Origin of the sequence: Nitratireductor soli (assembly GCF_001050155.1) — a bacterium.
Lineage (GTDB): Bacteria > Pseudomonadota > Alphaproteobacteria > Rhizobiales > Rhizobiaceae > Nitratireductor > Nitratireductor soli.
The window spans coordinates 21881-37186 of the sequence record NZ_LFVY01000012.1 but is presented as its reverse complement, the minus strand read 5'-3'; the positions used below and the strand labels follow the sequence as shown (position 1 = coordinate 37186).

General features: G+C 63.3%; 12 protein-coding genes. 2 read left to right on the top strand and 10 right to left on the bottom strand.

Annotated elements, in window-relative coordinates; translation table 11 throughout:
* Position 1: 1 nt before the first annotated feature.
* The 3 genes from AB843_RS15760 to AB843_RS15750 all read right to left on the bottom strand — a co-directional run bounded on the left by AB843_RS15760 (position 2) and on the right by AB843_RS15750 (position 3748).
* The gene (locus tag AB843_RS15760) at positions 2–808 is read right to left on the bottom strand and encodes a tetratricopeptide repeat protein (RefSeq protein WP_048647836.1); all 807 of its coding nucleotides are present in this window, start codon (positions 806–808) and stop codon (positions 2–4) included.
* Positions 795–2519: a dihydroxy-acid dehydratase gene (ilvD, locus tag AB843_RS15755; protein WP_048647835.1), complete on the bottom strand. Its 1725-nt coding sequence runs from the start codon at positions 2517–2519 to the stop codon at positions 795–797. The genes AB843_RS15760 and ilvD overlap by 14 nt, the downstream gene beginning before the upstream one ends.
* Before the next feature lie 296 nt (positions 2520–2815).
* Positions 2816–3748 carry a LysR family transcriptional regulator gene (locus AB843_RS15750; RefSeq protein ID WP_048647834.1) on the bottom strand — a complete coding sequence of 311 codons (933 nt, stop codon included), beginning with the start codon at positions 3746–3748 and terminating at the stop codon, positions 2816–2818.
* 85 nt (positions 3749–3833) lie between these two features.
* Between AB843_RS15750 and AB843_RS15745 the strand changes: the two genes are divergently transcribed.
* Both AB843_RS15745 and AB843_RS26285 read left to right on the top strand, forming a co-directional pair.
* Positions 3834–4712 (top strand): NmrA family NAD(P)-binding protein, encoded by an 879-nt coding sequence (locus AB843_RS15745; protein ID WP_048647833.1) that lies wholly within the window; start codon positions 3834–3836, stop codon positions 4710–4712.
* A gap of 91 nt (positions 4713–4803) precedes the next feature.
* Positions 4804–4929: a hypothetical protein gene (locus AB843_RS26285; RefSeq protein ID WP_280136301.1), complete on the top strand. Its 126-nt coding sequence runs from the start codon at positions 4804–4806 to the stop codon at positions 4927–4929.
* Between the two features lie 331 nt (positions 4930–5260).
* Here the strand turns inward: AB843_RS26285 and AB843_RS15740 are convergent, their stop codons facing one another.
* From AB843_RS15740 to AB843_RS25635, 7 genes are all read right to left on the bottom strand, one after another.
* Positions 5261–6193, bottom strand: coding sequence for a TerC family protein (locus AB843_RS15740; protein WP_048647832.1), 933 nt, complete (start codon positions 6191–6193; stop codon positions 5261–5263).
* 266 nt (positions 6194–6459) lie between these two features.
* Entirely contained in the window at positions 6460–7608 is a 1149-nt protein-coding gene (locus AB843_RS15735) for an outer membrane protein transport protein (RefSeq protein WP_048647831.1), read from the bottom strand.
* 510 nt (positions 7609–8118) lie between these two features.
* Positions 8119–10899 carry a valine--tRNA ligase gene (locus AB843_RS15730; protein WP_048647830.1) on the bottom strand — a complete coding sequence of 927 codons (2781 nt, stop codon included), beginning with the start codon at positions 10897–10899 and terminating at the stop codon, positions 8119–8121.
* Positions 10900–11015: 116 nt separating this feature from the next.
* Positions 11016–11663 (bottom strand): PopZ family protein, encoded by a 648-nt coding sequence (locus AB843_RS24630; protein ID WP_157384538.1) that lies wholly within the window; start codon positions 11661–11663, stop codon positions 11016–11018.
* 534 nt (positions 11664–12197) lie between these two features.
* Positions 12198–13562: a TolC family outer membrane protein gene (locus AB843_RS15720; protein ID WP_053086138.1), complete on the bottom strand. Its 1365-nt coding sequence runs from the start codon at positions 13560–13562 to the stop codon at positions 12198–12200.
* 330 nt (positions 13563–13892) lie between these two features.
* Positions 13893–14567, bottom strand: coding sequence for a protein-L-isoaspartate O-methyltransferase family protein (locus AB843_RS15715; RefSeq protein WP_048647829.1), 675 nt, complete (start codon positions 14565–14567; stop codon positions 13893–13895).
* A 258-nt stretch (positions 14568–14825) separates the two neighbouring features.
* Entirely contained in the window at positions 14826–15119 is a 294-nt protein-coding gene (locus AB843_RS25635) for a hypothetical protein (RefSeq protein ID WP_157384533.1), read from the bottom strand.
* Positions 15120–15306 lie beyond the last annotated feature (187 nt).

The window sequence follows — 15306 nt, the reverse complement described above, 5'->3', positions numbered from 1 at the left end:
ATCAGTCGAAGCCGTTGTCGCGCAGATCATGCGCCAGAGCGATCGCCGTGCGCCGGTCGGATTCGCCGGCCAGCGCGAAAGCCTGTTCCTGCATGGCGCGGATCCAGCTCACGTCGCCCGGCGCCGCGTGGTCGAGCGCTGCCGTCATCATGGCCAGCCCCTTCACCACCTTGCCGCTCTCGAACAGGATGTGGCCGAGCGTCGCCTGGGCGCCGGAATGCCCCTTTTCGGCCGCCAGCTGGAACCAGCGGGCCGCCTGCTGGACGCTCTGGGCAACGCCCTCGCCCGACAGGAACATCTTGCCGACCTGGTATTGGGCCTCGGAGTTGCGATAGGTGGCCGCGGCGCGCATGAAATGCTCCTGCGCGGCCAGCGGGTTGGCGCGGATCGGACTGTTGGTGATGCCGGTCTGCAGATATTTGCCGAGCGCCACCAGGGCATCGGCGACATAGGCCTCGTCGGGGCTGCCGGGATGCACGTCCTGCTGGGCGACGTCGGAGAAGAACTTGAAGGCTTCATAGTCGTTGCGGGCGACGCCATCGCCTTCCGCATACATGCGCGCCAGCTTCCAGCGCGCACCGACCTGGCCGTTTTCAGCGGCGTAGCGATAGGCTTCGACAGCCTCCTGCTTTTCGCCGCGCTTGTAGGCGGAAAAGCCAAAGCGGAAAACGGCCCAGGGGCTGCGCTTTTCCGGCTCCCTGACGACGGCCCGCTCATCAAGCGCCAGCGCCGCACCTGGCAGCGCCACCACTGTGGACGCCACCAAGCCAGCTAAGACCGCTGCTTTGCCTGCTTCAAATATCCGCATAACAGTGCGTTTCTTTCTTCGCGCCCGGATGGGTCACCGCGCCATCGCGCGCCGGGCCGACCGTCTGTGCATATTTCCAGATCGCGCCGGACTGGTAATCGGTCTCGCGCGGTTTCCAATCCTTGGCACGGGCGGCGAGTTCGTCGTCGCTCAGCGCCACCTCGATGGTGCCGTTCACGGCATCGATGGTGATGATGTCACCATCCTTCAACAGGCCGATCGGCCCGCAGACGGCGGCTTCCGGCCCCACATGGCCAATGCAGAAGCCGCGCGTGGCGCCCGAGAAGCGGCCATCGGTGATCAGCGCCACCTTGTCGCCCATGCCCTGCCCGTACAGGGCGGCCGTTGTGGCCAGCATCTCGCGCATGCCCGGTCCACCCTTGGGGCCTTCATAGCGAATGACCAGCACTTCGCCTTCCTTGTAGCTGCGCTCCGTGACGGCGGCGAAACACTCTTCCTCGGAATCGAAGCACCGCGCCGGACCGGAGAACTGCAAGTTCTTCATGCCCGCGACCTTCACGATCGCGCCTTCGGGAGCCAGATTGCCCTTGAGGCCGACGACGCCACCAGTCTTGGTGATCGGGTTGTTCGCCGGACGCACGACATCCTGCTCGTCGTTCCAGGGAACATGCGCCATGTTTTCGGCAATTGTGCGGCCGGTCACCGTCATGCAGTCGCCATGCAGGAAACCGTGCTCCAGCAGCGTCTTCATCAACAGCGGAATGCCGCCAGCCTCGAACATGTCCTTGGCGACGTAGCGCCCGCCGGGCTTCAGATCGGCGATATAGGGTGTCTTCTTGAAGATCTCGGCGACATCGAACAGGTCGAACTCGATGCCGGCCTCGTGGGCGATGGCCGGCAGATGCAGCGCGGCATTGGTCGAACCGCCGGAGGCGGCGACGACGGCGGCTGCGTTTTCCAGCGCCTTGAGCGTGACGATGTCGCGCGGGCGGATCTGCTTGGCGATCAGCTCCATCACCTTTTCGCCGGACGCATAGTTGAAGCGGTCGCGCATTTCATAAGGGGCCGGCGCGCCACAGGAATAAGGCAGCGCAAGGCCGATCGCCTCGGCGACGGTCGCCATGGTGTTGGCGGTGAACTGCGCGCCGCAGGAGCCGGCCGACGGGCATGCCGCCTGCTCGATCTCCATCAGATCGTCGTCGCTGATCGAGCCGACGGAATGCTGGCCGACCGCCTCGAACACGTCCTGCACGGTGATCTGCCGGCCGCGATAGGTGCCAGGCAGGATCGACCCGCCATAGATGAACACCGACGGCACGTTGAGGCGCACCATGGCCATCATCATGCCGGGCAGCGACTTGTCGCAGCCGGCCAGGCCGACCATCGCGTCATAGCAATGGCCGCGCATGGTGAGTTCGACGGAATCGGCGATCACGTCGCGCGAGACCAGCGAGGCCTTCATGCCCTGATGGCCCATGGCGATGCCGTCGGTGACGGTGATGGTGGTGAATTCGCGCGGCGTTCCGTTGGCGGCCGCGACGCCCTTCTTGACCACCTGGGCCTGGCGCATCAGCGAAATGTTGCAAGGTGCGGCTTCGTTCCAGCAGGTGGCGACGCCGACCAGAGGCTGGGCGATCTCGTCCGCCGAAAGACCCATCGCATAAAGATACGAACGGTGCGGCGCGCGGGCCGGCCCAACGGTCACATGACGGCTTGGAAGTTTAGCTTTCGAAATGGCTTTAGCGTCCATAATCACCCCAGCCGCTGCGCGCGGCATTTTCCTGAAAACACTCGGTTGGCTTCCGGCGCGCTTTCGAACATCGTCGATGCGCCGGGTTTATGGCGGGAAATTGGCATTGCATCCCGCAGCAGTCTTAACCGAATGCTTATTGAGAAACTGTTGCCAAATGGGCACAGCGGCGGCGCGATGACCGAGCGCGGGCGGCGGGGCATCCGTTGTACGCCCCACGGGAGCTGAAACTGGAACATATTCGATGATCAGGAGCGGCAGGAGAAACTGCGCGACAGATAGCCCGCCTTGCGGCCTCAGCCGCCAACTTCGTTCGCCGATGACATATCCATCGCCGCCGTGACAATGGCACCTCTCAACCATATGTGCCTGGGCGCGTCTTGCTGGCGTGCGTGCCAGGCGAGGCTCATGGTGAAACTCCCGAGATCGAGGGGTGGCGGCAGCGATACCAGGCGCCTCATGTTGGCGGCCGCTCGTGCCAGGCTCGACGGCAGGGTCATGATCAGGTCGGAGCGAGCGGCGATCTCGACCGCCGCGAAGAAGTTGGGCACGCGCAGCTTCACCCGGCGCGTTCGCCCCATCCGCGCAAGCACCTCGTCGACGGGTGCAGGCCCGACGCCGGTGACGCTCACCACGATATGCTCAAGCGCCAGAAAACGGTCGAGCGTGAATGTTCCGGTAAGCGCAGGGTGATGCGCCCGCACCAGCGTCACGAGTTCTTCGTCATAGAGGCGGCGTCGCTGGATGCCGGCCGGCGCTTCGTCGATCAGCGCCACCATCGCATCCGCGGCACCGTGCTCCAGCACTTCGATCCCGTTCGTGCCCGGCGCGACAATGTCGAGATCGAGAGACGGCGCCTCGCGGGCAAGGCGGGCGAGCAGATGCGGCGCGAGCGCGGCGGCCTGGAGATCGGGCATGAGGAGCCGGATTCGCCCCGTTGCCGTCGCTGGAACGAACGCGTTGGCCTCCAACATTTCTCCTACGCCTGCCAGTATCCTGCGCAGCGCCGGGCGCACCTCTTCAGCACGGGCGCTGAGGATGTAGCCGCCCGGTCCATCGACCAGCAGCGCATCCGAAAACAGCGCGCGCAATCGCCCGAGCGCTCGGCTTGCAGCCGGCTGGCTCATGCCAAGCCGGTGGGCGGCCCGTGTGACATTCTTCTCGTCCAGCAGCGCCTCAAGCGCCACCAGCAGGTTGAGGTCGATCCGACGTAAATCCACTTCACGCATGCCAACTATATATCACATGCATTGGACGCATGAAAATCCCGCGCTTATCTGTTCCTCTATCGAGCGATCTGAAGGAGTGGCAATCATGTATGTTGTGCTTGGTGCAAACGGTCGGGCCGGCGGCGAGACAGCGCGCGCCCTCATCGAACGCGGCGAGACGGTGCGTGTCGTCCTGCGTCGCAAGGAACAGGGTGAAAAGTGGACAACCCTCGGCGCGGAGGTGGTCGTTGCGAGCATCGAGGATGCCGACGCGATGGCCGATGCGCTGAAGGGAGCGTCGGCAGCGGTCCTGCTCAATCCGCCGCCGGTGAGCGGTGATCCCGATGCCCGCACGGAAGAACTCGGCGCGGCGCTGGCCGATGCGGCACAGCGGGCGCGTCTGCCCAAGGCCGTTGTCCTGTCGTCTATCGGAGCGCAGCATGCCTCCGGCACCGGGGTCATCGCCACCCTCAACCGGTTCGAGGCATTGCTTGACGGGGCGGCACTGGCGACCGCCTTCCTGCGTTCGGGCTATTTTGTCGAGACCTGGGGCGAGGTGGCGCAAGCGGTCATGTCGGAAGGCGTGCTGCCGACCTTTATCGAACCCTCCCAGAGAATCCCGATGGTGAGCACCATCGATGTCGGGCGCACGGCGGCAACCCTGCTGTGCGAAGGATGGACCGGGAAGCGGATCGTGGAGTTGGGCGGGCCGGAAGACTGGAGCGCCGGTGATGTGGCATCGGCCTTCGCGGAAATTCTTGGCCGCCCGGTGGTGCCGGTGTCGGTCCCGCCGGAGCGTCGCGCCGCGCTGCTTGCCGAGGAAGGCTTGCCCCGCGAGGTGGCCAACGCGCTTCTCGGCATGTATGAGGGGATCGCCAACGGCCTGTTCATGCACCACAATGACAGCGAACACCGCCGCGGAACGGTTTCCCTGACGACAGCGATCGAGCACGTTGTCGCAACGGTTGAACCAGCCGGCCGCTGATCCTCAGCCGGGTCGCGCGTTTTGAGATTCACGCATCGGGCTTGTCTCATTCATCGCTGCTGACGACTTGTCAGGAGATGGAGATGACCAGGTGCCTGGGCACCGGCCTCCAGGGTCGAAGCTCGACGCGCACGAAGCCTTCGCTCTCAGGCTCATCGCGGAGGCGCCAGACATCAACCTTGCCGAGATCGGCGAGCGCCTTGCCGCCGAGCAGTAGCGCGATGTCCTGCGCCGCCGCATAGCTGGTTCAACGGCCGGCTCGATCTCGCCCCCGGGGAGGCTGATCTTCATCGACGAGACGTCGGCATCCATGAAGAAGGGCCGGCAGGTAGGCCGCGCCCACGCGGCCAACGATGCCGCGTAGCCGCATCCCCCACGGCCGGCGGAAGACCACGACGTTGACGGGTGGCCTGCCGCTTGATGGCATGACCGCAACGATGCTGCTCGACGGGCCGATGAACGGTGCGGCCCTGCGTGCCTATGCCGGGCAGGCTCTGGCACCCGAGCTTCGCCCAGGCGACGTCGTCGTCATGGACAACCTGCCGGCTCTAGCGTTCAGCCCGCTGTTCTTCGCGCTTGCGCGCAATGACCGAGGCGACGATGGAGCCGCCGATGAGAAGCACGGTTACCGTCAGGGCCAGGGGCGACGGAATCTTGATCCAATGCGCCAGAAGCATTTTCAGGCCGATGAACATCAGGACCAGCGAAAGCCCGGTCTTCAGGTGCTTGAAGGTCCGCATCATGCCCGACAGGACGAAGAACATGGCGCGCAGCCCCATCACGGCGAAAACGTTCGACGAGAAGACGATGAAGGCATCGTTGGAGATCGCCAGGACCGCCGGGATCGAATCGATGGCGAAAATGAGGTCCGTCACCTCCACCGTCATCAGCACGACGAACAGCGGTGTCATGTACAGCAGGCCATTGCGCCTGGTGAGGAATTTCGACCCCTCATATTCGGTCGTCACGCGCCCCGTGCGCATCAAGAGCCTGACGATACGGCTTTGGCCAGGGTCGATCATCTCGTCGCCCGACGTCATCATCTTGAAGCCGGAGAAGATCAACAGCGCCCCCAGCGCCATGCCGATGACGAGAAACTGGTCGACCAGCTTGACGCCCGGCACGATCAGCGACAGGCGCATGACGATGGCGCCGACAATGCCATAAAACAGCACGCGGTACTGGGCTTCGGCCGGCACCTTGAAATAGGTGAAAATGAGGGCGATGACGAAGATGTTGTCGAGCGACAGGGCCTGCTCGATCAGGTAGCCGGTGAGGAACTCGGCGCCGCGGTCCTTGCCGGCGAACAGAAAGACGCCGACGGCGAACATCATCGCCAGGGCGACGTAGCCGGCAACGGTCTTGCACGCTTCGCGCGTCGAGATGACGTGGTCGCGGCGGTGCAGAACGAAAAGGTCGAAAAACAGAATAAGGGCCACAAAGGCCAGAAAGCCGGGCCACAGCCAGTCGTGCATTGTCATGGAGCTGATACAATTCTTGCGCCGCGTCAGCGCGTTGTCGTGCGGTCCGACATCACAGGCAACGCCTTGCCTGCCAGAGGGGCCCGGTCCGGGTGACTGCACCTATTTGCGGCACAACGCCTTCTGTTTCAAGCCCCATGCGAATTTTCACCACAGTCATGCAAATGCCGCATGGCAGGTGCGCATCACCAATCTCAGATGACCGCGAACGCAAAAAGGCCCGGCAATGACCGGGCCTTTTGACGTCGCAAGAAATCAGACGGCGCTCACCATTTGATCTTGTAGCTGGCGGAAGCGATCCCGACCCAACCGGAATCGACGGACGCCCCTGTCTCGATCCCCTTGGTGGCACTGGCCGAGGTGAGATAGGTGATGCCGCCGCCGAAGCGCAGTTCGCCACCCATGTCGTCCTTGACGCCGACACCTGCGGCGAGCAGCCATTTGTCGGTGCGGAAATCATAACCCGTAGAGACACCGCGATCCCATTGCAGGCTGACGAGACCGGAAACCCGATCGTTGAAGGCGTGACCGACGCCGCCGGTGATCGTCCAGCCATCGCGCCAGTAATACTGATTGAGACTGTTGATCGTTCCCGTCGCGGCTGAGGAGGCGCTTAGATTCAGCGTTTCGTTGACCGACCAATCCATCCACTTGACGGAGCCGAAGACCAGCCAGCCCGGCGCAACGCCGGTCTGCACCTTCAGTTCGACGCTCTGCGGCAACTCGCCCGAGCCGGAGGAAACCAGCGGAATGGCGCCGGCGAGCGGATGCAGGATGGAGCCGCCGCCATCGGCTTCGTGCTTCGTGCCGGAGCGATAAAGAAGCTGCGCACGGAAGGCGATTTCGGGGATGTCGTAGCCGATGCCCGCGCGCCAGCCGAAAGCGGTGCTGTTGAGATCGACGTTCAGCGGAAGCCCGCCAAGCGCCGGCGGCAGCGATGCCTGCAGATCGTAGTCGAACTTTTCGGCGAACGCACCGCCGAGCACGGACAGACGCCCCTTGCCGACATCGAAGAACACGGCACAGGTCGCGCCGAACTCGGTGACCGTGAACTTTTCCGAGCGCTTGCCGGATGGGCCGAAAGGTGCGTCATAGCTCGATGCCGCGCCATGGACGTCCGTATAGGTGCCGGCGCAGGACAGATTATCGGAAACCTTGAATTTCACCGCGCCGGACGGGATCGCGTAGGTGTCGAGATAATCCGTGCCGACCACGCCGCCGCTCGTCGTGCCGCCCACTCCGGTCTTGAACTTCTGCGTCGGCACGACGACGATCACCCCGGCGCGGAAGTTGATGTTGCCGTCCTCGTAAAGAATATCCGTATCGGCCGTGCCGCGCGAGAAACCGCCAGCCTGGGCGGTTCCAACGGATGCGGCAATGAGCGTCATGGCCGAAGCGATGCGGGTAAAACGCATGGGAACCCCTCTCCTCCAAATGTGGTAGCGAGGATAGCAGCGCTGCGGTTAACCTCAATCGTTACAGCGCATATTGTCGCACGTTACTCTTACGTTTACGTAACGACAACCGCGCGCGCTGCTCGCAAAAATGGCTCCTTGATATCGTGAATACGGTAAATCAACCGCAGAATTGGGGTAAAAAAGCGCTGAAATCGCATCCATGGCCCTTGGAAACGAGCAAAAGTTGCAAAATTGCAACAATCGTGGAGATTTCGCAAAACCGTCATTGAACGCTGGTTTGCGCGCCCCTTGGCCGCCTGTTTTGTTTGCTGGACAACCGTCGAATCATCGCCGGTCGGACAGGCGGTGAAGGATCGGCGATCCAGCCTCGTATGCCCCGCCAATGCGTTGCTGCGACCGACCAATGGATCGCGGTAAGGCCCCGCAGAACGATGAGACGGGACGATCAGTCGTTGTCGACGATCGAGGCGCACGGTCCAACCTGGTCCGCGCCGCTCGCCCTTCTGCTCAACCGGCTTCCTTGACGCGGGCCAACGCCACTTCCAACTTGCCCTTTGCGTCGGCGAATTCCGCCAGCTTCTCGCGTTCGGCAGCGACGATGTCCTCGGGCGCGTTGGCGACGAATTTGTCGTTGCCGAGCTTCTTTTCCAGCCGCTGCATCTCGCCGGTCATCTTGGCGATCTCCTTCTGCAGTCGGGCCGTTTCGGCGGACAGGTCGATCAGATCGCCAAGCGGCAGGCAGAACGTCGCCTCGCCAAGGACGATCTGCGCCGAGCCTTTGGGGGCTTCGCCGGCAAAACCCAGCTCGCCGACGCGCGCCAGGCGGCGGATCGCCGGATCGTGCCTGGCGATGCGCGCCCGCGTCGTCTCATCGGCGCCGACTGCGATCAACGGCGCGATGGCCGCCGGCGGCACGTTCATCTCGGCGCGCACCGAGCGAATGCCGGACACGAGATCGACCAGCCAGTTGATGTCGGTAGCCGCCTCGGCGTCCTCGAAATCGAGCTCCGGCCAGGCGGTCAGCGCCAGAAGGTCGTCGCGCCCCGCGTCGCCCGCCGTATGCGTCCAAAGCTCCTCCGTCATGTACGGCATCATCGGATGCAGGAGCTTGTAGATCTCATCCAGCACATAAGCCGCGCAAGCACGCGCCTCCGCCTTCGCGGCCTCGTCCGTGCCGGCGAAGACCGGCTTCAGCAGCTCCAGATACCAATCGCAGAAAAGGCTCCAGACGAAACGGTAGGCGCCGCCCGCCGCCTCGTTGAAGCGGTAGGAGGCGATGCCGTCGGTGATCGCCTTCGCGGCGCGGGTCAGCTCGGTCAGGATCCAGCGATTGACGGCGAGCTTCGCGTTCTCCGGTTTGAATTCCGCATCACGCGCGACGCCGTTCATTTCGGCGAAGCGTGTGGCGTTCCAAAGCTTGGTGCCGAAATTGCGGTAGCCGGCGACGCGTGCCGGGTCGAGCTTCACGTCGCGACCCTGCGCGGCCATGATGGTCAGCGTGAAGCGCAGCGCATCGGCGCCATATTCGTCGATCAGCTCCAGCGGATCGATGACATTGCCCTTCGACTTCGACATCTTGGCGCCGGACTTGTCGCGCACCAGCGCGTGGACATAGACCGTGTGGAACGGCTCCTCATCCATGAAATGCAAGCCCATCATCATCATCCGGGCCACCCAGAAGAAGATGATGTCGAAGCCGGTGACGAGCACCGAGGTCGGATAGTAGCGCGCCAGCTCAGGCGTCTTGTCGGGCCAGCCCAGCGTCGAGAACGGCCACAATGCCGACGAGAACCAGGTGTCCAGCACGTCCTCGTCGCGCGTCAGGATTTCGCCCGGCTTGAAATTCTCGAGCTTTTCCTCGACCCATCCCTTCCACGGCCCTTCATGGGCGATGTAGTGCTGGATGGCGGCCTCGAGCGCGGTCTCCTCGTCCTTCTCGACGAACACCTGCCCGTCGGGACCGTACCAGGCGGGGATCTGGTGTCCCCACCACAGCTGGCGCGAGACACACCAGGGCTGGATGTTCTCCATCCATTCGAAATAGGTCTTTTCCCAGTTCTTCGGCATGAAATTCGTGCGCCCCTCGCGCACCGAGGCGATGGCCGGCTTGGCCAGCGTCCTGGCATCGACATACCACTGGTCTGTCAGGAACGGCTCGATCGGCACGCCGCCGCGGTCGCCGTGCGGCACCGTATGCTTGTGCGGCTCGACCTTGGCGAGGAAACCGCCCTCCTCCATCATGGCGACGACGGCCTTGCGCGCCTCGAAGCGATCCAGCCCGTCGAGCGCCGCAACGGTCCGGCTCACCAGTTCCTGGCCTTCCAGCCCGGCCAGGAAATCCTCATTGTCCTTCAGCGTGATCGCCGCCTCGACCGTCAGGATGTTGATCTGCCGCAGCCCGTGGCGCTTGCCGACCTCGAAATCGTTGAAATCATGCGCCGGCGTCATCTTCACCGCGCCGGTTCCCTTCTCGGGATCAGAATAGTCGTCGGCCACGATGGGCAGCAGGCGGCCGACCAACGGCAGGACGACATTCTTGCCGACCAGATGCGTGTAGCGTTCGTCCTCGGGATGCACGGCAACACCGGTGTCGCCCAGCATGCTCTCCGGCCGCGTCGTCGCCACGGTGACGAAACTCGTCTCGTCCTGCAGATCAAAGGCCTTGCCCTCGATCGGATAGCGGAAATGCCAGAGATTGCCGTTGGTCTCGACCTGTTCCACCTCGAGATCGGAGATCGCCGTCAGGAGCTTCGGGTCCCAATTGACCAGGCGCTTGTCCTTGTAGATGAGCTCTTGCTTGTAAAGTGAGACAAAGACTTCGATAACCGCCTTCGACAGGCCCTCGTCCATGGTGAAGCGTTCGCGGCTCCAGTCGCAGGACGCGCCCAGCCGCTTCAGCTGGTTCATGATGGCGCCGCCGGATTCCGCCTTCCACTCCCAGACCTTGTCGATGAACTTGTCGCGGCCGAGATCGCGACGGTGCTGCTGGCGCTCCATGAGCTGCCGCTCGACGACCATCTGCGTTGCGATGCCCGCATGGTCCATGCCGGGCTGCCACAGCACATCCTTGCCGCGCATGCGCTCGAAGCGGACCATGATGTCCTGCAGCGTGTTGTTGAGCGCGTGGCCCATATGCAGGGAGCCGGTCACATTGGGCGGCGGAATGACGATGGTGAAGGGTTCGGCGCCAGGCTTCGCCCCGGCGCCCGCCTTGAAGGCGCCCGCCTCTTCCCAGAGTTCAGCGATTTTCGGCTCGACGCTTGCCGCGTCGTAAATCTTTTCAAGCATAGGGATATCCGCGCTCGCGAGGCTATAGACCAAGAGACCTTGGTACGATCAGAGCACGGTGTAAAGCGGAAGGGTCAGGCCAAGTCAACCGGACGCGTCGCGATCCGCGCGCAGGCCTATCCGCCGCGCGCCACGCGTTCTATTTCCTCGCGCACAAGCCGCTCGACCAATGTCGGCAGGTTGTTGTCGAGCCAATCCTGCAGCATCGGCCGCAGCATTTCCTCGGCCATCTGATCGAAATTGCGCTTGCGGCTGGCTTCGAACGCCTCGTTCAGCTCGCCAAACGCCGCCGCGACCTTGCGGCCCGTATATTCGGAAAGAATGCTCTGCCGCCGCTCTTCCTGCTCGCGGGCGATCGGGCCAAGTTCGCGCCGGGCATGCTCCCGCTCATCGCCGGAGAGCGCGTCGTCCTCATCATCCGGCCGCGCGGATTGAGGGGTGGGTTCCTCAAAGCGCTCGGGGCGCAAAGGGTGGTTTTCGGCATTGAGCTCGGCGCGAAAATGCTCGATCTCCCCGCCTGTCTCGCCGGCAACGGGTCTCGCTTCGACGGGCAGCCGTTCAACCATGGCAGAAGCTCGTTCGGTCGACTGCCGCGGCCCAGCGATCGATTTTCCTTCAGTCGGAGCTTCGGCTGGGGACGCTTCGCGCTCGAGCGCGCCGCGCAGCGGGGTTTCGCGCAGGGATTGACCGCCACCCTGGTCTGATGCGGGCGGCGCGTCATTGTCCTCGATGATGCGCCGAATGGAAGCGAGAATCTCTTCCATCGATGGTTCGCGCTGCGCACCACCCGCCGCGAAACCCTCGGCGGGCGCATCGGTCTTCTGTGCCCCGATTCCATGTGACATCGTCAAAATCTGCCGCCTCTGCCCTGTATCCGCCCAACAAAGGTATCCGCCCAACAATGGTTACCCGGTACACTTCAGCCCTGTCGTTCCGTCGGCCCGAGCGTTGATGCGAAAGGTCGAATCACTAGCTGATCGTATCTGACGCGGCAGCCGGATAGAATCCCCCCAAGGCACTTGCCTATGGTTGCACACAAGAATGCCGGGCGCTGCATGACAGCGCCCGGCATCACGATCCGATATTGTGGCAGTGAACCAAGGCACGACGTGGCGGCTCAAGCCGATAGAGCGTCCTGACGAAGGCCCGGTCTATCTCATTGTTTTTCCGCATAAATACTCTGGTGGTGCGATCCCAACAGATGGTAGCCATCTGTTGGGGAAAATCGCCCCACCAGATCAACAGCTTGTGGGCTGACTTGTCGAAACGGATGGGTACCATCCGTTTCGGTCAGACCACTAGCGACCGTCCGGCGTGCGCAATCCGTACCATTTGTCCTTGACGGCCTCGTAATGTTCCTGAGGCCGGTATTCGCTGACCTGAAGGCCAAGCCGGCTGGCCGAAAGGCGGCCGGTTGCCGAAAGGATGGCGTAGCTCGCCACGACGATGTCGCGCTCAGCAGTCACCTGATTGATCTTGGCGTCGATCACGTCGGCCTGCGAATTCAGCACTTCGAGCGTGGTGCGCTGGCCGACATTGCGCTCCTCGATGACACCGTTCAGCGCCAACTGGGCCGCCTGCACGAGCTCGCGGTTGGCGGCGAGCGATTCGCGCGCCGCCTGGTACTGGGTCCAGGCCGACACGACCGCCGCGCGCACCTGATCGCGGCTGACATCGAGATTGATGCGCGCCTGACCGAGCGATTCCTTGTTCTGCCGCACCTGCGCCGAGGCCAGGCCGCCCTGATAGATCGGCACCGTCAGCCGGAGGCCGACATTTGCCGAGTTTGCCGAACCGTCGGAAAGCGTCCCGGGGCTCGAATCGCGATAACTGTGCGACAGGCCGGCGGAGCCGGAAAGCTGGGGCAGGAAGGAACCCTCGGAGGATTTCACCTTGAACGAGGCGGCGTCGATCTGATGCTGGCGCGCCTTGATGACGGGGTGTTCGGCGAGGCCGAGCGCCAGAGCGCTGTCCATGTTCTTCGGCAGCAACTTGCCCAGCGGGCTGGCCGCCTTGAGGTTTTTCGGCGCATCGCCGATCAGCTGCTGATAGACGGCCGAGCGCGATGCAACGGCAGCGCGCGCCGCGCTGAGCTGGGCCAGCGCCGCCTGGCGGCGTGCCTCGGCCTGGGCAACATCGGTGCGCGTGCCCTCGCCGACGTCGAAGCGCGAGCGCGACGAACGCACCTGTTCGGCCAGGAATTCGAGGTTCTGCTCGCGCAGCGCGGCGATCTGCCGGTCGCGGATGACGTCCATATAGGCGCTCGCCGCATTGAACAGGATGTCGAGTTCCTGGTTGCGCAACGCTTCGTTGGCGGCGCGAACACCGGCTTCGGCCGACTGAACATTGTTGCGGGTCTGGAAACCGTCGAAAATGGGCTGGGTGAGCGCAATGCCGAACTCGCCCGTCCTGATGTCCGTGCCATCGTTGGTGGCCAGGCCGGCGGTGACGGTTCCCTCGACGCGCGGCCTCATCCCCGATTTGGCGATCGCCACATTCTCGTCCGTGACGCGCACACCGGCACGCTCGGCGTTCAATGTCGAGTTGTTCTGGTAAGCCTTGGCGAGTGCGCCAAGGATGGTTTCGGCCGAAACGGTGGCCGGCGCGGCAATCAGCGCTGTGGTGGCGACCAAAGGAACAATGAAACGGCGATAAAATGACACGATCTGGCAACCTCGGACTGTTTCTGACGGCCATGCCAACAGACACGCCGCCCTGTCTTATCAATTCCGGCCCTCAGGCCGGCTTCCGCGCCCCTCGTGGTCTGACCGAAACAGATGGCCTCCATCCGTTTCGACAAGTCAGCCCGCAAGCCATCGATCTGGTGGGGCGATTTTCCCCAACAGATGGATATCATCTGCTGGGATCGCAACCACCGGGAGACAACGCCCCCGCGCCATTTCCCGTCTCATGTACAAATCAAGCACGACTCTGCCGGGACACTACAACAAACCGGCGATCAATTCCGTTGCAGGATGGCAACAAGTCCATCCTCAAAAAACGAACGCGGGCGCCTTCTGGAAACCCGGCAACGGCTTCACGGCAAGATTGAAGGTGGCACGGCTCGAAACAATCCCGTCATCCTTGATGAACAGATGCGCGCGCGCCGCATTGCCCTCGCCGATCACAGCGACGAGCCGCCCGCCATCACGCAACTGGCCGAGCAATTTCTCCGGTACCGCATCGACCGCTCCGCCAACGAAGATCACGTCGTAAGGCGCATCGTCCGCGTAGCCATTCTCGAGCGCGCCGCCAACGACCGCGACATTGACGCAGCCGAGTTCGCTCAGCGTCTCGGCGGCCGACCCGGCAAGCGTCTCATCGCATTCCAGCGCCACGACGAAGCTGGCCAGCCGCGACAGAACGGCGGCCGAATAACCGGTTCCCGAACCGACATCGAGCACCACGTCGCTCGACTGCACATCGGCTAGCTGGATGAGTTTGGCGAAAGGCGACGGCTCCATCAGATAGCGCGCCGCTCCCTCGCTTGTGGCGCTGGCTATTTCCAGATCCTCGTCGATGTAGGAAAGGCTCTTCCTGCGTCCCGGCACGAAGGCCTCGCGCGGAATGTCGCCCATGGCGTCGAGCAGCGGCACGCTGGTCACGTCCGTGGTGCGCAGCTGACCTTCCACCATCTTGGCGCGCTGCAGGGAAAAATCGGCGTTCATAAGGTCGGTTCCCGATGCAAGTTCCGGTCTCGGCCTGCAGGCCCCGGTGCGCGTTGCGAAAACAACGATTTAAACGGTTTGCTAACGACTGCGATTGGCCCTGTCAATCTCTAGATTGCCGCTGCCGACAACGGCTGCAGCCTGCCGGGACCATGCGATACGGACAGGCAATTCGTCGGCTCGGCTCCGGGCGGGTCCCCGTTTCCACTCCTTTCGCGATGCCCTGCGGACTGAGGGTGTGGAGGCGGTGTTCACCCGTCAGGAGGATCCTGCCCGAGGTTCGGCGCGAATGCCGCGCAAACGTCCCATCGGCGCCACCGCATCCTGCGCACGGCGCTGCACGCTGCCACCGCCTCGCTCGACCAGATCGCCGGACACTACGAAATCGCTCCATCGTCGCAGATTTCCTTCCCCGTTGAACAGGTTGGCGCAGGTTGGCGGTGGCGGTTTCGCCGGACGGTTTCCACAGTTTTCGGGCAGGATCGAGCGTGTTGCGCCCATGCGGGAATGGCCGAAAGTCACATTCCGCATCATGCCGGCCAGCGTCGTCACGGGTGAGTCGCGCATCGATCGCGCGGTGGGCGATGTCTCACGCTCTCCCCATGACATGGATCTCGGCACGCCGATCTACGCAAACACCGTCCGTTTCGACACGACGATCGGGCAGACTGTCTTTGATGACGCCATAAGGTCTTGATTGCATTATAAGTAGAGGCGGCGGAATAAATCCGCTCCGATG

Bases quoted from the DNA above. Each gene is read 5' to 3' on its own strand.
- AB843_RS15760 (WP_048647836.1), bottom strand. From the start codon at position 808: ATGCGGATATTTGAAGCAGGCAAAGCAGCGGTCTTAGCTGGCTTGGTG.
- ilvD (WP_048647835.1), bottom strand. From the start codon at position 2,519: ATGGACGCTAAAGCCATTTCGAAAGCTAAACTTCCAAGCCGTCATGTG.
- AB843_RS15750 (WP_048647834.1), bottom strand. From the start codon at position 3,748: ATGCGTGAAGTGGATTTACGTCGGATCGACCTCAACCTGCTGGTGGCG.
- AB843_RS15745 (WP_048647833.1), top strand. From the start codon at position 3,834: ATGTATGTTGTGCTTGGTGCAAACGGTCGGGCCGGCGGCGAGACAGCG.
- AB843_RS15740 (WP_048647832.1), bottom strand. From the start codon at position 6,193: ATGACAATGCACGACTGGCTGTGGCCCGGCTTTCTGGCCTTTGTGGCC.
- AB843_RS15735 (WP_048647831.1), bottom strand. From the start codon at position 7,608: ATGCGTTTTACCCGCATCGCTTCGGCCATGACGCTCATTGCCGCATCC.
- AB843_RS15730 (WP_048647830.1), bottom strand. From the start codon at position 10,899: ATGCTTGAAAAGATTTACGACGCGGCAAGCGTCGAGCCGAAAATCGCT.
- AB843_RS24630 (WP_157384538.1), bottom strand. From the start codon at position 11,663: ATGGAAGAGATTCTCGCTTCCATTCGGCGCATCATCGAGGACAATGAC.
- AB843_RS15715 (WP_048647829.1), bottom strand. From the start codon at position 14,567: ATGAACGCCGATTTTTCCCTGCAGCGCGCCAAGATGGTGGAAGGTCAG.